General features: G+C 35.1%; 10 protein-coding genes. 3 read left to right on the plus strand and 7 right to left on the minus strand.

Translation table 11 applies throughout. From position 1 onward, the window contains the following. Position 1: 1 nt before the first annotated feature. From H4J57_RS04360 to xrt, 3 genes are all read right to left on the minus strand, one after another. Positions 2-2,248, minus strand: coding sequence for a nitrous oxide reductase family maturation protein NosD (locus H4J57_RS04360; RefSeq protein WP_182242082.1), 2,247 nt, complete (start codon positions 2,246-2,248; stop codon positions 2-4). Positions 2,249-2,479: 231 nt separating this feature from the next. Further along, entirely contained in the window at positions 2,480-3,358 is an 879-nt protein-coding gene (gene rfbA / locus H4J57_RS04365; RefSeq protein ID WP_182242083.1) for a glucose-1-phosphate thymidylyltransferase RfbA, read from the minus strand. Next, positions 3,355-4,767, minus strand: coding sequence for an exosortase (gene xrt / locus H4J57_RS04370; RefSeq protein WP_182242084.1), 1,413 nt, complete (start codon positions 4,765-4,767; stop codon positions 3,355-3,357). Before xrt ends, rfbA begins: the two co-directional genes overlap by 4 nt. Before the next feature lie 196 nt (positions 4,768-4,963). On the opposite strand from xrt, the gene prsT (H4J57_RS04375) reads away from it, so the two are divergent. The 3 genes from prsT (H4J57_RS04375) to H4J57_RS04385 all read left to right on the plus strand — a co-directional run bounded on the left by prsT (H4J57_RS04375) (position 4,964) and on the right by H4J57_RS04385 (position 11,674). Next, positions 4,964-7,732: an XrtA/PEP-CTERM system TPR-repeat protein PrsT gene (gene prsT / locus H4J57_RS04375; protein WP_182242085.1), complete on the plus strand. Its 2,769-nt coding sequence runs from the start codon at positions 4,964-4,966 to the stop codon at positions 7,730-7,732. A gap of 99 nt (positions 7,733-7,831) precedes the next feature. Continuing rightward, positions 7,832-10,591, plus strand: a complete 2,760-nt coding sequence (prsT, locus tag H4J57_RS04380; RefSeq protein ID WP_182242086.1) for an XrtA/PEP-CTERM system TPR-repeat protein PrsT — start codon at positions 7,832-7,834, stop codon at positions 10,589-10,591. A 228-nt stretch (positions 10,592-10,819) separates the two neighbouring features. Further along, on the plus strand, positions 10,820-11,674 hold the full coding sequence (locus tag H4J57_RS04385; RefSeq protein ID WP_182242087.1) for a PEP-CTERM sorting domain-containing protein: 855 nt from the start codon (positions 10,820-10,822) through the stop codon (positions 11,672-11,674). A gap of 204 nt (positions 11,675-11,878) precedes the next feature. Here H4J57_RS04385 and H4J57_RS04390 read toward each other — a convergent pair whose 3' ends face one another. From H4J57_RS04390 to H4J57_RS04405, 4 genes are all read right to left on the minus strand, one after another. Beyond that, positions 11,879-12,769: a ThiF family adenylyltransferase gene (locus H4J57_RS04390; RefSeq protein ID WP_182242088.1), complete on the minus strand. Its 891-nt coding sequence runs from the start codon at positions 12,767-12,769 to the stop codon at positions 11,879-11,881. 75 nt (positions 12,770-12,844) lie between these two features. After that, on the minus strand, positions 12,845-13,570 hold the full coding sequence (locus H4J57_RS04395) for a PEP-CTERM/exosortase system-associated acyltransferase (RefSeq protein WP_182242089.1): 726 nt from the start codon (positions 13,568-13,570) through the stop codon (positions 12,845-12,847). A 207-nt stretch (positions 13,571-13,777) separates the two neighbouring features. Beyond that, positions 13,778-14,584 (minus strand): PEP-CTERM/exosortase system-associated acyltransferase, encoded by an 807-nt coding sequence (locus H4J57_RS04400; RefSeq protein WP_182242090.1) that lies wholly within the window; start codon positions 14,582-14,584, stop codon positions 13,778-13,780. 112 nt (positions 14,585-14,696) lie between these two features. Further along, positions 14,697-15,521: a patatin-like phospholipase family protein gene (locus H4J57_RS04405; RefSeq protein ID WP_182221507.1), complete on the minus strand. Its 825-nt coding sequence runs from the start codon at positions 15,519-15,521 to the stop codon at positions 14,697-14,699. Positions 15,522-15,664 lie beyond the last annotated feature (143 nt).

The following is a 15,664-nucleotide window of genomic DNA, read 5'->3' on the forward strand; positions in this document are numbered from 1 at the left end:
ATTAATGAATCGCACCTATGCTTGGAGGGTTAGTGCGTTTTTTGTGTATGTAGTCGGATGGATATTCACTCATATAAATACCTTTTTCGTTTAATAAGCTATCTTTAAAGGGAGTGAAGTCTTTTAATAAATAATCAAATAAGTTGTTTATATTGGTAACTGGTTTACTGTGTTTATCATTATTGGAAATCAAACGCCACTCTTGTAACGACATTGTACTTTCGCCGCCATTTAAAGTAAATGTAGGTGTGTACGCATTGTAATCGCTTTCAAAACCAATTAAAGAACTGTCGTCAATGCTAACGGCTCCTCTATAATTATGACGAGAAACGCAAACATTATTTTTAAATACATTATAACTACTGTTAACTTTAAATAGGGCGCACCAACGCCCATCTTTCGGCATTACAATGGTATTATGAACAATTTCATTATATTTAGAACCATCACCACCAGTATCTTTAAATAGGGCAATTCCAGTGGCATAATTGTCATACAATATATTGTTGTATACTTTTGAATATTGTACTCCATCCATATTTAATGCAGACCCTCCCGCCTTACCATTATGGTAAATTAAATTATTGTACACCCTAGCATTGGTAATTAATCCTATACCCCCCATATTTTTATCGCCATTAAGTTGAATGCCTGCTGCATTGTTTGAATGGGTTATATTGTCGTGAACTGAAATGTTATCAGAGGTATTTGAAACATAAATACCGTGCTGTTTAACTGATTTAGTCGCTATATTGTTATTAATGGTTAAATTGCTACAAAAGCCGGTGAATATCCCCCACATATTATTTTTAACCAACTTGTTCCACTCGATGGTGATATCTGAACATGTTACTGCGCTAATGCCCGCTCTGTTAGCGTGGTGTACTTCAAATCCTTTAATAGTGATATGGTTTGCATTTTTAATTTCAATGCCATCTCTCGAACTTCCTTCAAAACCATCAATTTTTGCATTGTCTGCACTAAACGTAATTGGAAGGTCTTTTGTACCACTTTTTGAAATCGTAAAAGGTTTATAACTTCCTTTTTCTACGTTTATCGTGTCACCCGGCTCTGCAAGGTTTGAAGCATGCTGCAATGTTTTCCATGGTCGTTGATTGGTACCGTCGTAAGAATCATGCCCGTAATTAGAAACATAAAATTGTGTGTAGTATTTAGCTTTGTTTTTATATTTTTTATTATCGGTATTAGTGATAATGCTTTCTTTTTTATAAGCCTCTTCGGGGTCAGTTGTTCCGGAATCGGGATGTATCTTTAAGAAATCTGTATCTACGACTTCAAAATTATTACTAACAAGTTTTTTTAAATCTTTTAAGCCCCAGTGACTCCATTTTTCATTAGGTTCTCCACTTATGAATAATGGACCACCGTTATCAGCTAAAATCATACCGTATTTTTTTAGTGCTATTGCAATGACTTTTGCTTGTGGTGAGAAGTTTGAAATATCAATGTCTGGCTTTAATCTTAAGCGCATGCCCATAGGAGGAAGGTTAGGGTTATTATGCCTTGATGCAAAATGCCTTGCAGGCCATAAATATGCTCTGTTTGTTGTTCGTGCAGTAAACCTGAGTGCATGATTAATTACGCCAGACTCGACTTCTTTATGGCGAACAAGCCCTGGGAATATGGGCAGGCCAGCAGCATCGGCTGATGTCCATTTATCAGGTCGCAAATTATTACTATTCAAGTCAAACACAGCACCTGAGCCAGCTGTCCATTGTCCAGACTCTCTTTTGTAAACATTAAATAACTCATATAAAATGCATTGGTCAGTATCAAATGAAATTATATGTCTATCGCCTTTAGAGCTTGCACCACCTTCTATTTTTACCTGTTCGGGAATGGGATATTTTACGAGATCACTTTCAGCTTTATATCTAAACAAAACTGAATGTTTTGGAGTATTATTATTGGTATAATTAACAGCAATTCCTGCTGCTTTGTTTTTAAAATTGTTCGAGCCAAAATCAGGGTGAACTTTAACACCTTTGCCAATAGCGTTTAACCAAATAGCTGACTGCTTATGAACAGGTGCATTTGTTATTTCTTTATTCCAAATGTTTGATTGAGGAAAAACATTACAATTACTAGCTTGTATACTGTAACTACAAAATATAAGAGACAATAAAACCAGTGCACTATATGAGCTTTTAATCTTGAGGGTTACTTTTACAGTTAATGTTTTAATATAATCAAAATAACAGTAAATATAGTCAGATTTTTTTTTCATCAGTGCTCCTTAAAAACCAAGCTTTAAACGTTCAAATAAACAGTGCTATTATTTGTATTATGCTATTTTGAATATTGCTCTTTAATCCCGTCTTGATAACTGCCATCCATTACACTTTTCCACTTATTTTCGTTATTTAAATACCATTGTAATGTTTTAGCAATATCTGTTTTAAATGACTCTTTTGGTTCTAATATTTTTACGTCTGGACCTTAGTATCTATGTAGTCCATCAGAAAACACGCTCATCTATTAACTTTAATAAATATTTACCATAACCACTCTTTATGAGCGGAGCTGCTATTTCACGTAACTTATCTGGAGTGACCCAACCATTTCGAAAAGCTATTTCCTCTGGGCAATTAACTTTTAATCCTTGGCGTTTATCTATAGTGGCAATAAACTGTGCGGCAGCTAATAAATCGTCATGGGTACCGGTATCTAGCCATGCTGTACCACGACCCATTATTTCGACTCTTAAATCGCCTGCTTGTAAATATTGATCAATAATATCAGTAATTTCTAATTCGCCACGTACTGAAGGTTTTACTTGTTTAGCAAACTCAACAACGCGTTCATCAAAAAAGTATAAACCCGGTACAGCGTAATTTGACTTAGGTGATGTTGGCTTTTCTTCAATAGAGATCGCTTTGCCAGCCTCATCAAATTCAACAACACCATATGACTTAGGGTTGGAAACATGATACCCGAAAACTGTTCCACCAGAGGCTTGCTTATTCGCATTTTGTAATGATTTAACAAGATCATGTCCGTAGAACATATTGTCGCCTAATACCAATGCAGCAGAAGAACCATTTAGAAAATCTTCAGCAATAATAAATGCCTGAGCTAAACCGTCTGGGCTTGGTTGGACTTTATATGCCAAATTGATCCCAAAATTTTCACCATTGCCTAGTAAGTCTTCAAAACGATGAATTTCTTCTGGCGTTGAAATAATTAGAATATCTTTAATGCCCGCCTGCATTAGAGTGGCTAACGGGTAGTAAATCATTGGTTTGTCGTATACAGGCATGAGTTGTTTACTAACAACTTTAGTTAACGGGTAAAGGCGTGTGCCACTTCCGCCAGCTAATATAATTCCTTTTCTCATTTTTTCTTCTCTTTAAAATTATCAAGTGAAAGCTTTATCATTGCTTCTGTTTCAGCTTTAGTACAATTCGATTTACATCGCGCAAAAGCCCAGTGCAATTCAGTATCATTATTACCCGTTAATGCTTTTTTAATACGATTGACTTTAAATTGCCTTACCTGAGTTGATGTATCATTAGATATTTTATATTTAACAAAAACGAGCGCTTTATTATTATGTTTAGAAATCTGATAAATTAGCCAGTTATTCTCTACAAACTTTTTCTGAACAGACCAACCTTTGGGGATTACATTATTGTTATAGTAGCTTGGTTTGCCATCTAAGTCTTCGCCATTGAAAGAGTAAATAGAATAAGTAATCTCTGTATTCCCAGCTGATATATTCATATTTATTTTCGATGAATAGTAAAAAACCTCAGGGGTGTTTTTTTCGATTTTTACTTCATTTACATTGACATCCTGGGGTATTGAGAGCCTAAGTGTGCTCGATGATGCTAAGGTCATTATGATTAGAAAAAATAGTGCTAATTTATTTGGATTCGACCGGTCAAAATTTTCCACTTTATTAGGCTCTGGTAATAAAGAACCTGAAAGTGTGTTTCCCCAGTAAAATAACAAAATCATGAAAGGTACATAAAGGTACCAGCCAAAAGTATTGTGATCTTCCATCAGGCTACTTTCCATATTGCTATACTCACCAATTAATATTAGTGCTGTAATTCTGATCCAATTGGTGAGTAAAGCCCCTAATATCGTTAGTGATAAAAATAACGCTGCACGCTTAGTATCTCTAATATTAAGAAAAATAAAGAGAGAACCAATGGCTAATGAAACGATCATGTATCTTAGGCCGCTACATCCATCTGCTATTTCAAAAACACCTGCGGGTATAGTAACAAACTCTGCTTCTACATAAGTGGGTACACCAGTAAAGCTCATCATATAGGTTACGGCAGCAATCGATACATTTTGCAGTAAAGGGACTAATACACCCCAAAAAGGAAATATAAAAATAAGAAAAGCTGCAGGGAAAACAATATACCAATTAAATCGATATAGCATCGTTACACTGGTTATAAATACGGCTAATAACGCGCCCCAATAACCAACACTTATTTGTGCGTTGGTTGTAATGAATAATAGGTAGCAACTGAGTAACAATAATATGGTGGGAAGAACTGCAAATTTTTCTCTGAATCGTAGTTTGCCACTTTGCGCTAATTCATAATATAGGTATAAGCTAATAAAAGGTATTAGAAAAGCGTGTGAATAGGTACCGTCATCAAAACCGTGTCGCCATAGCGTAATTAAAATAGGGATATTTAAAGCACAAATAGTAGCAAAAAGTATTAATATACCTACGAAGGGCGCATTTATTTTTGGCTGATCAAATAAGGTGTTTTTATTCATTGTTAGTCGTTGTTGCTCATACTTTAATATCTAATACTACCGAGAATTAACGGTTTGTGATACTTGTTTTTATTTATGAGGAGAAAAGCTTAATTAATATTGCCATTAGTTAATTTTACTAACAATTGTAAGAGGTTTACTAAGTAGGTAGTATATTGATAAGTATAAAGGCTATGTAAACTCTTGAAGGAATTGAATGATGAAATGGTTAAGTATTATAGTTCGTTGTTGTGTATTGATGGTGGTTGTAAGTTGCAGCAAAAGTGAAACTGCCGAAACTCATCTCGATAATGCAAAAGCATATATTACCGATAGCAAAATTGATGAAGGTATCATCGAATTAAAAAATGCAATTACTAAAGCGCCTAAAAATAATGAAGCTCGATTTTTACTGGGTAAGCTCTATTTACAACAAGGTAGTGGCATTGAGGCGGTAAAAGAATTAGAGAAAGCGCAAGAACTCAAGTACACAAGTAATAAAGTTGTTCCACTATTGGCAAGAGCTTATTTAATCACTAACTCTGATGAAGACGTTATTTCATTGAATGAGAAAGCGCTTGAATTACCTGATGATCTAAAATCTCAGTATTTAGCTTATAACATTTTAGCTAATATTCGTATTCAAGATAATGCGTCTGCAAAGAAATCAGAACAACTCTCTATTCAATTGTCTGTCTCTACAACTTATTCCTACCTTTCTACTGCCTATCTTTTATTATTTGATAATGAATTGGATGCTGCAAAAAAGGCCGTTAACAAATCACTTGATATATTCCCTGAAAATCCAGAGTCAGTAATGTTGCTCGCTCAAATCAATACAGCTCTAGGCCTATATGCTGAGGTGAGTGAAAATTATTTGAATTATGCAAAAATTCAACCTAAATCAAGAATTATTGTTTTACTTTTAGCTGATGCAGCTCTTAAAGAGAAGGACTATGAAAGTGCTGAAAAATACGCTGACTCTATTTTAAAAAATCTACCAAACCAACCTTATGCACATTATATAAAATCTATAGTTAGGTTTGAGTCTCAAGACTATAAAGCAGCTAGTATGCATGCTAAACAAGCTGAATTATTTGGTTTTAATTCGCCACAACTTAAGCTTGTTGCTGGAGCAAGTGCCTACTACTTGGAAAACTTTGAACAAAGTTATCATCACTTAAGCGCTATTGTTCAGTATTTACCTGCAGAACATCCTGCGTTAAAAATGTTTGCAATTAGTCAACTGCAATTGGGTTTAATTAGTGAAATTACCGAAACATTAAATAATTTTACTGTGTCGAATAAAGATGATAAACAATTTTTATCTACGTTGAGCTTACAGTTAGCTGAAATTGGCGCGATTGATGACGCTAAGAAACTTGCTGCTAAAATAACAAGTAAAGATAGTGACAATGCAGAGGAAAATATAAGTACCGGCATTTTAAAGCTGATGTTAAATGATCCTTCAGGGATGACAAATTTACAAAGCGCACTTTCATTGAAGCCTGATATGCTTTCTGCGCAACTTGCTTTAGTTTCAGCCGCTTTACAAGTTAATGACTTTGATAAAGCACTTGAAATATCAAAGACGTGGCAAGATAAGTATCCCAATAATCCAGGTGCTTTTAATATATTAGCAACGGTATATTTAAAGCAAGACAAGTTAAATTTAGCTAAAGTTAGTTTAAACAAAAGCTTAGAGTTATCTCCAAAAAATTATTTTGCTATTTCAAACTTAATTAATATAGCTTTGAAAAAAAATGAACCTGCTGAAGCAATCCGTTTGTCAGAACTGGGTTTAAGTCTTTTTCCTGAAAATGAAAAAATGCTAGAGCTATATTATGTGGTTGCTAGAACAGACCTAAACAGAAGGGATTTAGCTACATCAAAAATAAAAGACATATTTGAGTCTAGTACAGATGATTTAGCCTTTGGACTATTATATGCTCAAGTGTTAATCGATCAAAATAATTATAAAGATGCGTTAAGTATTCTTGATTCGTTTGAAGCATCAATAAGCTCTCCGGCTAAGCTGTGGCAATTAAGTGTTGTGGCTCATCGCAATATTAACAAAGGCAACGGCGTCTCTGTTGTGATCGACAAATGGATTAAAACAAATCCATATGCAGTCGAGCCTATTATATTAGTATTAGATCAATACATGCGTAATAAAGACGTTGAGTCGGCTTTGAGTCTTGTCGATAAAGCGTTAAGCGGATATCAAAAAAATAATACGATGCTGAAAGCCGCTAAGATGCAAATATTACTTGATAACGGTAAGTTGCAGTCAGCTAAATCTTTTTATCCTGAGTTTTTAGACAGCGACATTAATGAAAAGGTTGTTGGAGGTGTTGACGGTCGAATTTTACTTTTAGAAAAAAATTATTTAAAAGCCATTCCACTTTTAAAAGCTTTCTATGAGAGCTTCCCATCAGGTAAAAATGTTATTTTACTTGCTATAGCACAAAAAGGTGCTGGTTCAACAGATGAATCGATATCCATCTTAGAAGATTTTCTTGAAGTGAAAGGCCCGAATAATAATGTTCGTTCTATACTGGCTAATTATTATCTTGAGACACAACAAGAAAAGGCTATACCCCTTTATGAAAAAATGCTGTTAGAAAGACCTGATGATATTGTTGTTCTCAATAATTTGGCTTGGTTAAACCTTGAAAGTAATAATATAGAGTCGGCATTAAAATACTCTGCTAAAGCTGTTAATTTAGCGCCTAAGCATCCTAGTGTACTTGATACCCGTGGAATGATTTTGTTCAAAGCTGGCGAGAAAGAAAATGCTTTAACAGCATTGATAAGTGCCTATCAATTATCAAATGGTCATGATGTAGATATTTCGCTTAACTACGCAGAGGTGCTTATTGCTAATAACAAAAATAAGGAAGCACTTTTTGTCTTAAAGCGTATGAATAGTAAAACGTCAAAACAAAAACAAAGAGCAAAATCTTTAACTTCATCAGCTAATTAAAATACCATGTCTCATTGACAATCTTTTATGTCAGTTTGAGTATTCATTAATTAAAAACGAAAACTGGATGTTTCTACAATAAAAAATTAAGGAATTTATATGTATATCAATACTAAGTCGAAATTAGCTGTTCAAGCATTGTTGTTAACAACAATGCTCTTAGGGTGTGGCGATAACAAAACATCAGCTGAATATATAAAAGAAGCAAGAGTTGCGCTTAATGATGGTAAAAATAGTGAAGCGATAATCAATTTAAAGAACGTTTTAAAAACTGAAAAAAATAATGCTGAAGTCCGGTTTTTGCTTGGTTCAATATATGCTCAACAAGGCTTATGGATAGAAGCAGAAAAAGAATTATCACGAGCAAAAGAATATGGATATGTGCAAGAAGAGCTATTTTTGCTGCTAGCAAAGGCCCATTATAATATGGGTGACTCAGCGGCAGTAAAAGACTTGCTTGTTTACAGTGGAGAATTTAGTGATAAAACGACTACTGCAGTAAAAGCTTTTTTGGCTATGGCATACTTGAAAGAAAATGATCTTCTCCGTGGAAAAATAGCGCTTGCTGACTTATTAGCAACAGACTTTGTTTCTAAGTACATTATATTAGGCCAAGCATTGCAACTCGGGTCTGAAGAGAAGCTAGAAGAAGCGCTTGCGGCTATAGATGATGTGTTAGTCAGTAATCCTGGTTTTACAGAGGCACTTGAGTATCAAGGGTATCTTCTTTATACCGCACAAAGAGCAGAAGAGTCGGCGCAATCTTTTAGTTTATATCTTAACATTCACCCACAAGCTGAACAAATTCGCTTACGTTATATGATGTCGTTGGTTAGTGCTGCAAAATTTGAAGAAGCCGAAGAGCAAGCCGATATACTTATAGCGATTTATCCAAAAAACCCACTAGTTAACCAGGTAAAAGCGCAAAATAGATTAATAGAAGGTGATTTTTTAGGTGCTAAGCAATTTTCAGAATTAGCGCTTAGAAGTAAAGCAGACCTTTTGGGCTCGATAATTATTGCGGGTTACAGCTCTTATAAATTAGGCCAACAAGAAATGGCTTACAGCCATTTAAGTAAAGTGCGAGACAGATTATCTTTGCAACATCCAGCTCGGAGATTACTTAGCGCAATCAGTTTAGAGCTGGGGTATATCGACGAATCTTATGAGGATATACAAAATGCCCCTAACGATGATCTAGATATTGCTTTCTTATCGCTATCTTCTAGTCAATTATTTAAACAGGGCGATCTCGATAAAGCAGGTTATTTACTTGATAAAGCCCAAGAGATGGAACCCTTTAGTGGCCAATTAGCCTATCAAAAAGGGGTGCTTAAAATGGCAGTAAATGACCCTGAATCTATCGGTTTTTTTGAACAAGCTATACAAAGTAACCCTGAGTTTGAGCAAGCAATTTCTCTTCTTGTTATGGAGCATTTAAAACAAAAACGTTTTGATGATGCGCTAAAAGTTGCCCGCTCTGCTGTAGACAATAATATTGTATTGTCTAAAACTTTAGAGGGTGTAACGTATAAAATGAAAGGAGACCTTATACTTGCAGAGCAGGCATTTAACGAAGTATTGAAGCATGATCAAAAAAATATTCTTGCTCTGTTTAATTTAGGTAATATCGCGGAAAGTAACAACAATATAACCGTCGCAGTAACATTGTATCAACAAGTTCTCATGATCGATAATGAAAATACTTCAGCAATAAATGCAATGTATCGTATCGGGAAAAATGACAAGTACAATGGGCTGGTTAATGAGCGACTTACCGAATTAGTTGAAATTAAAGAGTACTCTGCTAGTGAAACGCTTATTCTTGTTGGCTTTTATATGCGCGATAATAAAGTCGTACCCGCTAAATCAGTTTTAACTAAATCTCTTGAAAAAAATCCTGATGACTTTTCTTTACGTATTGTACAAGCAAAGATGTTGGCGTTTGAGGGGGAAGGGGGATTAGCACTGGAAAAATTGGATCAAATCCTCCTTTCATTTCCTAAAGCCTTAGAAGCAAGAAAACTTAAAGTTGCCATATTTAATGGGAAAAAACAAAGCTTTGATACGGTAAAAGAACAGAAAATTATTGTCGAGCAAGGTCTAGGTGGAGAAAATGAAAGATTAAATTTGGTCTTTTTATATATTCAAGATAACAATTTAGAAAAAGCTAGCCAATTATTTTCTAAACTACCTGATTTGTCGAACATTTCTCCTAAGTATAATGTAATAAAGGGAAAGCTTGCTTTTATGCAAGCAAACTTTACACAAGCAATTCGATATTTAAAACCTGCATATGAACAAGCACCTTCAGCACCCATTTTAATTGATCTGGTCCATGCGATGGATAAATCAAACCAAGAAAAAGAGGCATTGGCGTTAATTGTCGCGTTTGAAGAAAACAATGATCTGACTATTGAGTTAATGCTCAAAAAAGCTGAACTGTACACCTTAAAAGAGCCAGAAAAGGCGTTGGCAATATATGAACGTATAGCCCAAAAAACTAACAATCATTTTACAATGTTGAATAACATTGCTTATATACTACTGTTACAAAACGATCTTTCCAGCGCATTCGACTATGCAAAAATGGCATTATCGAAAGCGCCGAATGTCCCGGCTGTTATTAATACTTATGGACTTATAGCGTTGGCGAAAAGTAATGTGCCAGAAGCCGTTGAATATCTTTCAAAAGCTTATAAAGCCGATATAAATAATCATAACTATCTAGTTCATTATATACAGGCCTTATTTGCTGATAAGCAGTATAGCTTGGTGGATTCATTACTGCTCAAAGTTGACAAAAAAATACTCAGTAGTAACTCGTTGGCAAGATTAGCAACAGTAAGCTCTAGCTAAATAAAAGTATTAATATAAAAAGTAAATTGAGTGAATATACTATTGTCAGGTTTTTTTACAGTAGCTTAAGCTTGAAGTTTTACTTGTTATTTAAAGCTTTGTATATCAATGGTTTAATTTTTTGGCACGATGTCTGCATTACATGTTGTGTCTATACATTATTGATTTTTAGTTACCGCAAACGAGTTAACTGAAATATAACACTTTCTAATTTAAATGGAGAATACAATGAGAAAATTTTTAACATCAGTTGCTATATTAGCTAGTTTGTCAGGTACTGCAGTTGCTGATCAAATTTCATGGGATGCTGGCTTTGGTGCTAGCACTCAAGGTGGCGTTCAAGTTGTTGACCCTATCACGGAAATGGTGTTCGCTTACAATTCACAATCTTTAGTTACCGATAACGGCGATGGCGTATTAAGCGTTGGCGATACTATACAGTCATACGGTGGCTATGGCGCTAATGGCTTTAATTTGCTTCCTACTCCTTTATCAGCTCTAAATTTGGGCACTATTAATAATAATAACATTACTGGTTTCGTACCTAACCCATTTCCGACAATGGATGCTTATGGAAGTGACTACGTGTTTACTTTCTTTTTCAATGACTTAATGGGTACATTTAACGGTACTGATTTCGTATATAATGCAGGTACTTTACAGTTTGGTGTTATGTCTTTTAATGCGGCTAATACAGGTTTAACTGCCGGTTTTCATAACTTATTTGACTTGAACGTTAGTACTGGCGGCCCTCAAAATGTTGCTGGTCAAGCTAAGCAAGTATTTACAGGTACATTAGATAACTTTGCTAACGGTGCTGGTTCAGATTTTTCACTTCGTGACAAAACTATGGACGAGTGGGCAGCTTTAGGTGATATTCGCTGGTCAACAAACCAAACAGTTTCTGCTGGTTTTGCTGGATTCCCTTCTGCACCGCTAGATATCGTATTTGAAAATGGTGTAGCTATTCTTGCAGCAAACCACACTGGACGTTTAAGTATTGATGTTCCAGAACCTACAACTCTTGCAATTTTAGGTTTAGGTTTATTAGGTTTTGCTGGAGCACGTCGTCGCAACTCTTAATCGAAAGCTTATAGCCTAAGCACTTAGCTTAATAAAAAACCGCCAATTGGCGGTTTTTTTATGTCTGGCTTTTATCGTTTATTATCGGCTCATAACGTATTAACTTACCAAAATATTTATTTTTGAATAAGGTTATAGCACTAGTATGAGCGCTTAGCTTAATAAAAAACCGCCAATTGGCGGTTTATTCATTGCTGGTTTTTATTATTTTTTTTCGGCTAATAATTTTTTAACTCGCCAAAACATGTATTTTTGAATAGGGTTTTTATTCCCCCAAGGTCGCCAAGTTTTAATTAATTTATTTCTATAAGCGTCAAAGTGCATACCGTGAGGAGCATGAATCACTTCACCACGTTTTAATAATATCTTTAAAACATTAGTACAGAGTGTACCTGCGGCTAAAGATATACCCATACAGGTTGACGGAACTTTCTTTTTAAGGAAGTTAACAGAAGAGCTATCCACTAAATAATGACGTTGCTGCACAGAAGGTGACACGCCAATAACAAACCGGATAATATTATCATTAAATATGAGCGCTTTTTCTTCTTCAGTGGCATTTGCTGCGGCATCTACAATGGCAAAGTATTCGTCGAAAGACATTTTTCCAGGTATGAATACTAAAAAAGCAGTACCCATACCCATTGGTGCTGCAGTAATGGCTGGTATGCCTTTTTCATAACAACGACGGAAGACTTTACGTCTGATTTCTAAAACAAAAATGTCTAAGCTATCAACGTAAATATCGACACCTTCTAAAAATTCATCAAGGTTTTCTTCATTGATACCTGAATCGAAGTTCTTTATGGTTGCTTCAGGATTAATACCTCTAATCGTTTCTTCCATAACCGCTGCTTTAGGAAGGCCTATCGTTGACATATTAGCACCAGCTTGACGATTAAAGTTGGCGACATCATAATCATCTAGATCTGATATATGGAAGTTTCCAATACCCAGACGGGCTAAAACTATTGTATGGTCTCCACCAACGCCGCCTAAACCACCAATAGCAACCTTAGTATTTCTAAGTTTTTGTTGTTCTTCTTTCGTTACCCAGCCAATATTTCGCGAAAATGCTTCTTCATAGTTAAACATGAGGATCCTTTTATACTCATTAATTGAAATTATGCCAATTTACATCTTAGTCATAAAGTTGTTATGGATATGATTTTAAAACTGGCTACGAATATCTTTTTTTATTTCTTTATATAAATTTTTAAGGTCACTTCTTAAGTTTTCTAAAAATATTTCAGGACTAATATAATAGGGGGCACGTAAACCGTGGTATTGAATCGAGTCACCAATCTGCAAAAATTTAATCCCTACAAGTTTCATGCTGCGAGCTAAACGTGGTTCCATCATAACAAAAGCGTGCTTTATACCTTTTTCGATCATTAAGATACACGCTATCATATACAAACCAATAGCTATAAATGGGAAGGAACGTAACTCTGATTCTGAGTAGTTAGTTTCACCAATAGTTGAGCCATTGAAACGTCTAAAATCAGCCATAACCGCTAAGCGAGAAACCTCACAGATTTCTGCACGATTAAACATTTGTGGGTTAAAGTCTTTGTTTTGAATGACATCATTACATAATTTTTCTATTGGCAATAGTTCGTTAGCACCGTTTGAATGTATTATACGCACACAACCGGTGTACTTATCTGAAGGTTTATGTTGAATTAAAGCAAGAGTTGAACGTGGGTCAAACTCATCAAGTTCCATTTGATCATCTTTTGGGTTTTCAAAGGCTAATTCATTACAATAAACGTCATGGCGAATTTTAAAAACTTCTCGACGAAGATCTTCAGTTGAAGCGTATCGTGGTTTGAGAAACTGAGTAAATAGTTTTACATCTACCTCAGGGTTAATATCTAGAGCCATTGTATTCATGACATTAATCTTTTTTAGGAGTAAAAAATGCTTTCCAATAGTTTGTTACACGTACTGCGAAGTATTTTGTTGTTATGTTACTAACGCTGTCTTATTAATAAAATTTTTCAGCTCTAAAGCACCACTTTCAGAGCAATAATATACTGCACGATATGTATAATGTATTAATTAACAATCAAAATAAGTACTGCTGGTTTACCAGGGTATCTAAAGCTGAGTATGAATATCTTTTTGTATCTCTTTAAAGAGACTTTTGAAACCACTTGATAAATTTTCTAAAAAAATCTCAGGGTTAATATAATAAGGCGCACGTAGTCCATGGTATTCAATGGGCTCACCTATTTGAACAAATTTAATCCCCACAAACTTCATACTACGAGCTAAGCGTGGTTCCATCATAACAAAAGCATGTTTAACGCCTTTCTCAATCACTAAGTTACAAGCAATCATATATAAACCAATAGCGATAAAAGGAAAGCAACGTAACTCAGATTCAGAATAGTTAGTTTCACTGATTGCTCCGATTGCAGAGCCTTTGAAACGATCTGATTTACGACGTCTAAAATCAGCTTTCACTGCTAAGCGAGAAATTTCACCAATTTCAGAACGTTTGAATTTCTTCGGATCGTAGTCTTTGTTTTGAATAGCGTGGTAACAATACTTTTCTATAGGTAATAATTCATCATCATTACTTGATAACACTATGCGAACGCAACTGGTGTAGTTATTGGTAGGCTTGTGTTTAATTAACGCAAATATTGAATGAGGGTCAAACTCATCCATCTCCATACCATTATCTTTTTGATTTTCGAAGGCTAATTCTTCACAATAAACATTATGACGAATTTTAAATACTTCGTTACGAAGGCTATTAGTAGAGGCGTATTGTGGCTTGAGAAACTTGGTAAAATGCTCAGCAATATTTCCAGCATCATGATTGACCTTAAACGACGCCACTTTTTTTGCGACATCGCCAATGATAGGGGAATTTAATATTAATTTGCTTAGACTCATTTTCTCATCCATTTGTCTTCATGTTATTTCGTGATAGAAGTCATTACGTCACGAGACATACTATTAATATAACCTAATACCAGAGAAATATTACTATTAACTGTTAAAAAATTTATTTTTTTCCCAGTTTTATCGGTAATACTTCCTCTGCTGTTTTAAAGCCAATATCAAATAAGCTTTGTTTTTGCTCTGTCGTCATGGAAAAGTCAACGGCAGAGTAATTGCCAATATTAACTACTACGGTATTGTGCCAGAAGGCTTCATTAATATATTCGCGCGAGATCGTGGTCATAAAGGTACGAATAAGCAGGGTTACGTACTTATAAATTGGGAAAAAACCTTTAATATTAACTTCGTTATTTTCATGCTCACCCTTAAGGCGAAAACATAATACCGGTGTCCCGTCTTTTGCCCAGTCTCGATGCAGGGCGTCTTCAGATAAAATACTGCCGTCGACCATGACATGCTCGCCAAAAGTCTTGAAACTAAATATTAAGGGAATGGACATCGAGAATCTTACTGCCAGTGATACTTTTACATCAGGGGTGAGCTCTTTGTTGAAAATAACGGGGGTACCTTTAGCGACATCTGTGGCAACAATATGTAAATTATAATCAAGCTCGGCAAATGTTTTTCCACCGAGTAGGCCATCCATCCATTGTTCAAAACGGTCACCTGAACTTAAACCGCCGTTGCGAATTAATTTTAATAATGAAAATTCTCGGAACTTGTTATAGTTAGTATTTAACGCGATATCTTTAATTTCCGCTGGGCTTAAGCCAGCTGCAAATAAGCTGCTAACAATACTGCCACCTGAAACCCCTACTAAGTGATTGAAGTCGATGTCATAAGCTTGTAGCGCATGTAAGATGCCAACATGTGCCGGCAGTCGTGTGCCGCCACCAGCGAAGATAGGAACTACTGTTTTTTTTGTCATATTGTTGAACGACCTTAAGAAATAGCTGCCTACAGAGATATAACATATTGTTATGATTATTTTAATTATGAGTAATCATAGCTGTTTTTGCGAGTAAAACGCAGTAAACTTATTGACGATAAATAATATTTATAATGAATGGA

The organism is Colwellia sp. BRX8-7, assembly GCF_014077275.1.
In the GTDB taxonomy this organism is placed as follows: domain Bacteria; phylum Pseudomonadota; class Gammaproteobacteria; order Enterobacterales; family Alteromonadaceae; genus Colwellia_A.

Coding starts and splice junctions, on each gene's coding strand:
- H4J57_RS04360 (WP_182242082.1), bottom strand. CDS start 2,248: ATGAAAAAAAAATCTGACTATATTTACTGTTATTTTGATTATATTAAA.
- rfbA (WP_182242083.1), bottom strand. CDS start 3,358: ATGAGAAAAGGAATTATATTAGCTGGCGGAAGTGGCACACGCCTTTAC.
- xrt (WP_182242084.1), bottom strand. CDS start 4,767: ATGAATAAAAACACCTTATTTGATCAGCCAAAAATAAATGCGCCCTTC.
- prsT (WP_182242085.1), top strand. CDS start 4,964: ATGATGAAATGGTTAAGTATTATAGTTCGTTGTTGTGTATTGATGGTG.
- prsT (WP_182242086.1), top strand. CDS start 7,832: ATGTATATCAATACTAAGTCGAAATTAGCTGTTCAAGCATTGTTGTTA.
- H4J57_RS04385 (WP_182242087.1), top strand. CDS start 10,820: ATGAGAAAATTTTTAACATCAGTTGCTATATTAGCTAGTTTGTCAGGT.
- H4J57_RS04390 (WP_182242088.1), bottom strand. CDS start 12,769: ATGTTTAACTATGAAGAAGCATTTTCGCGAAATATTGGCTGGGTAACG.
- H4J57_RS04395 (WP_182242089.1), bottom strand. CDS start 13,570: ATGAATACAATGGCTCTAGATATTAACCCTGAGGTAGATGTAAAACTA.
- H4J57_RS04400 (WP_182242090.1), bottom strand. CDS start 14,584: ATGAGTCTAAGCAAATTAATATTAAATTCCCCTATCATTGGCGATGTC.
- H4J57_RS04405 (WP_182221507.1), bottom strand. CDS start 15,521: ATGACAAAAAAAACAGTAGTTCCTATCTTCGCTGGTGGCGGCACACGA.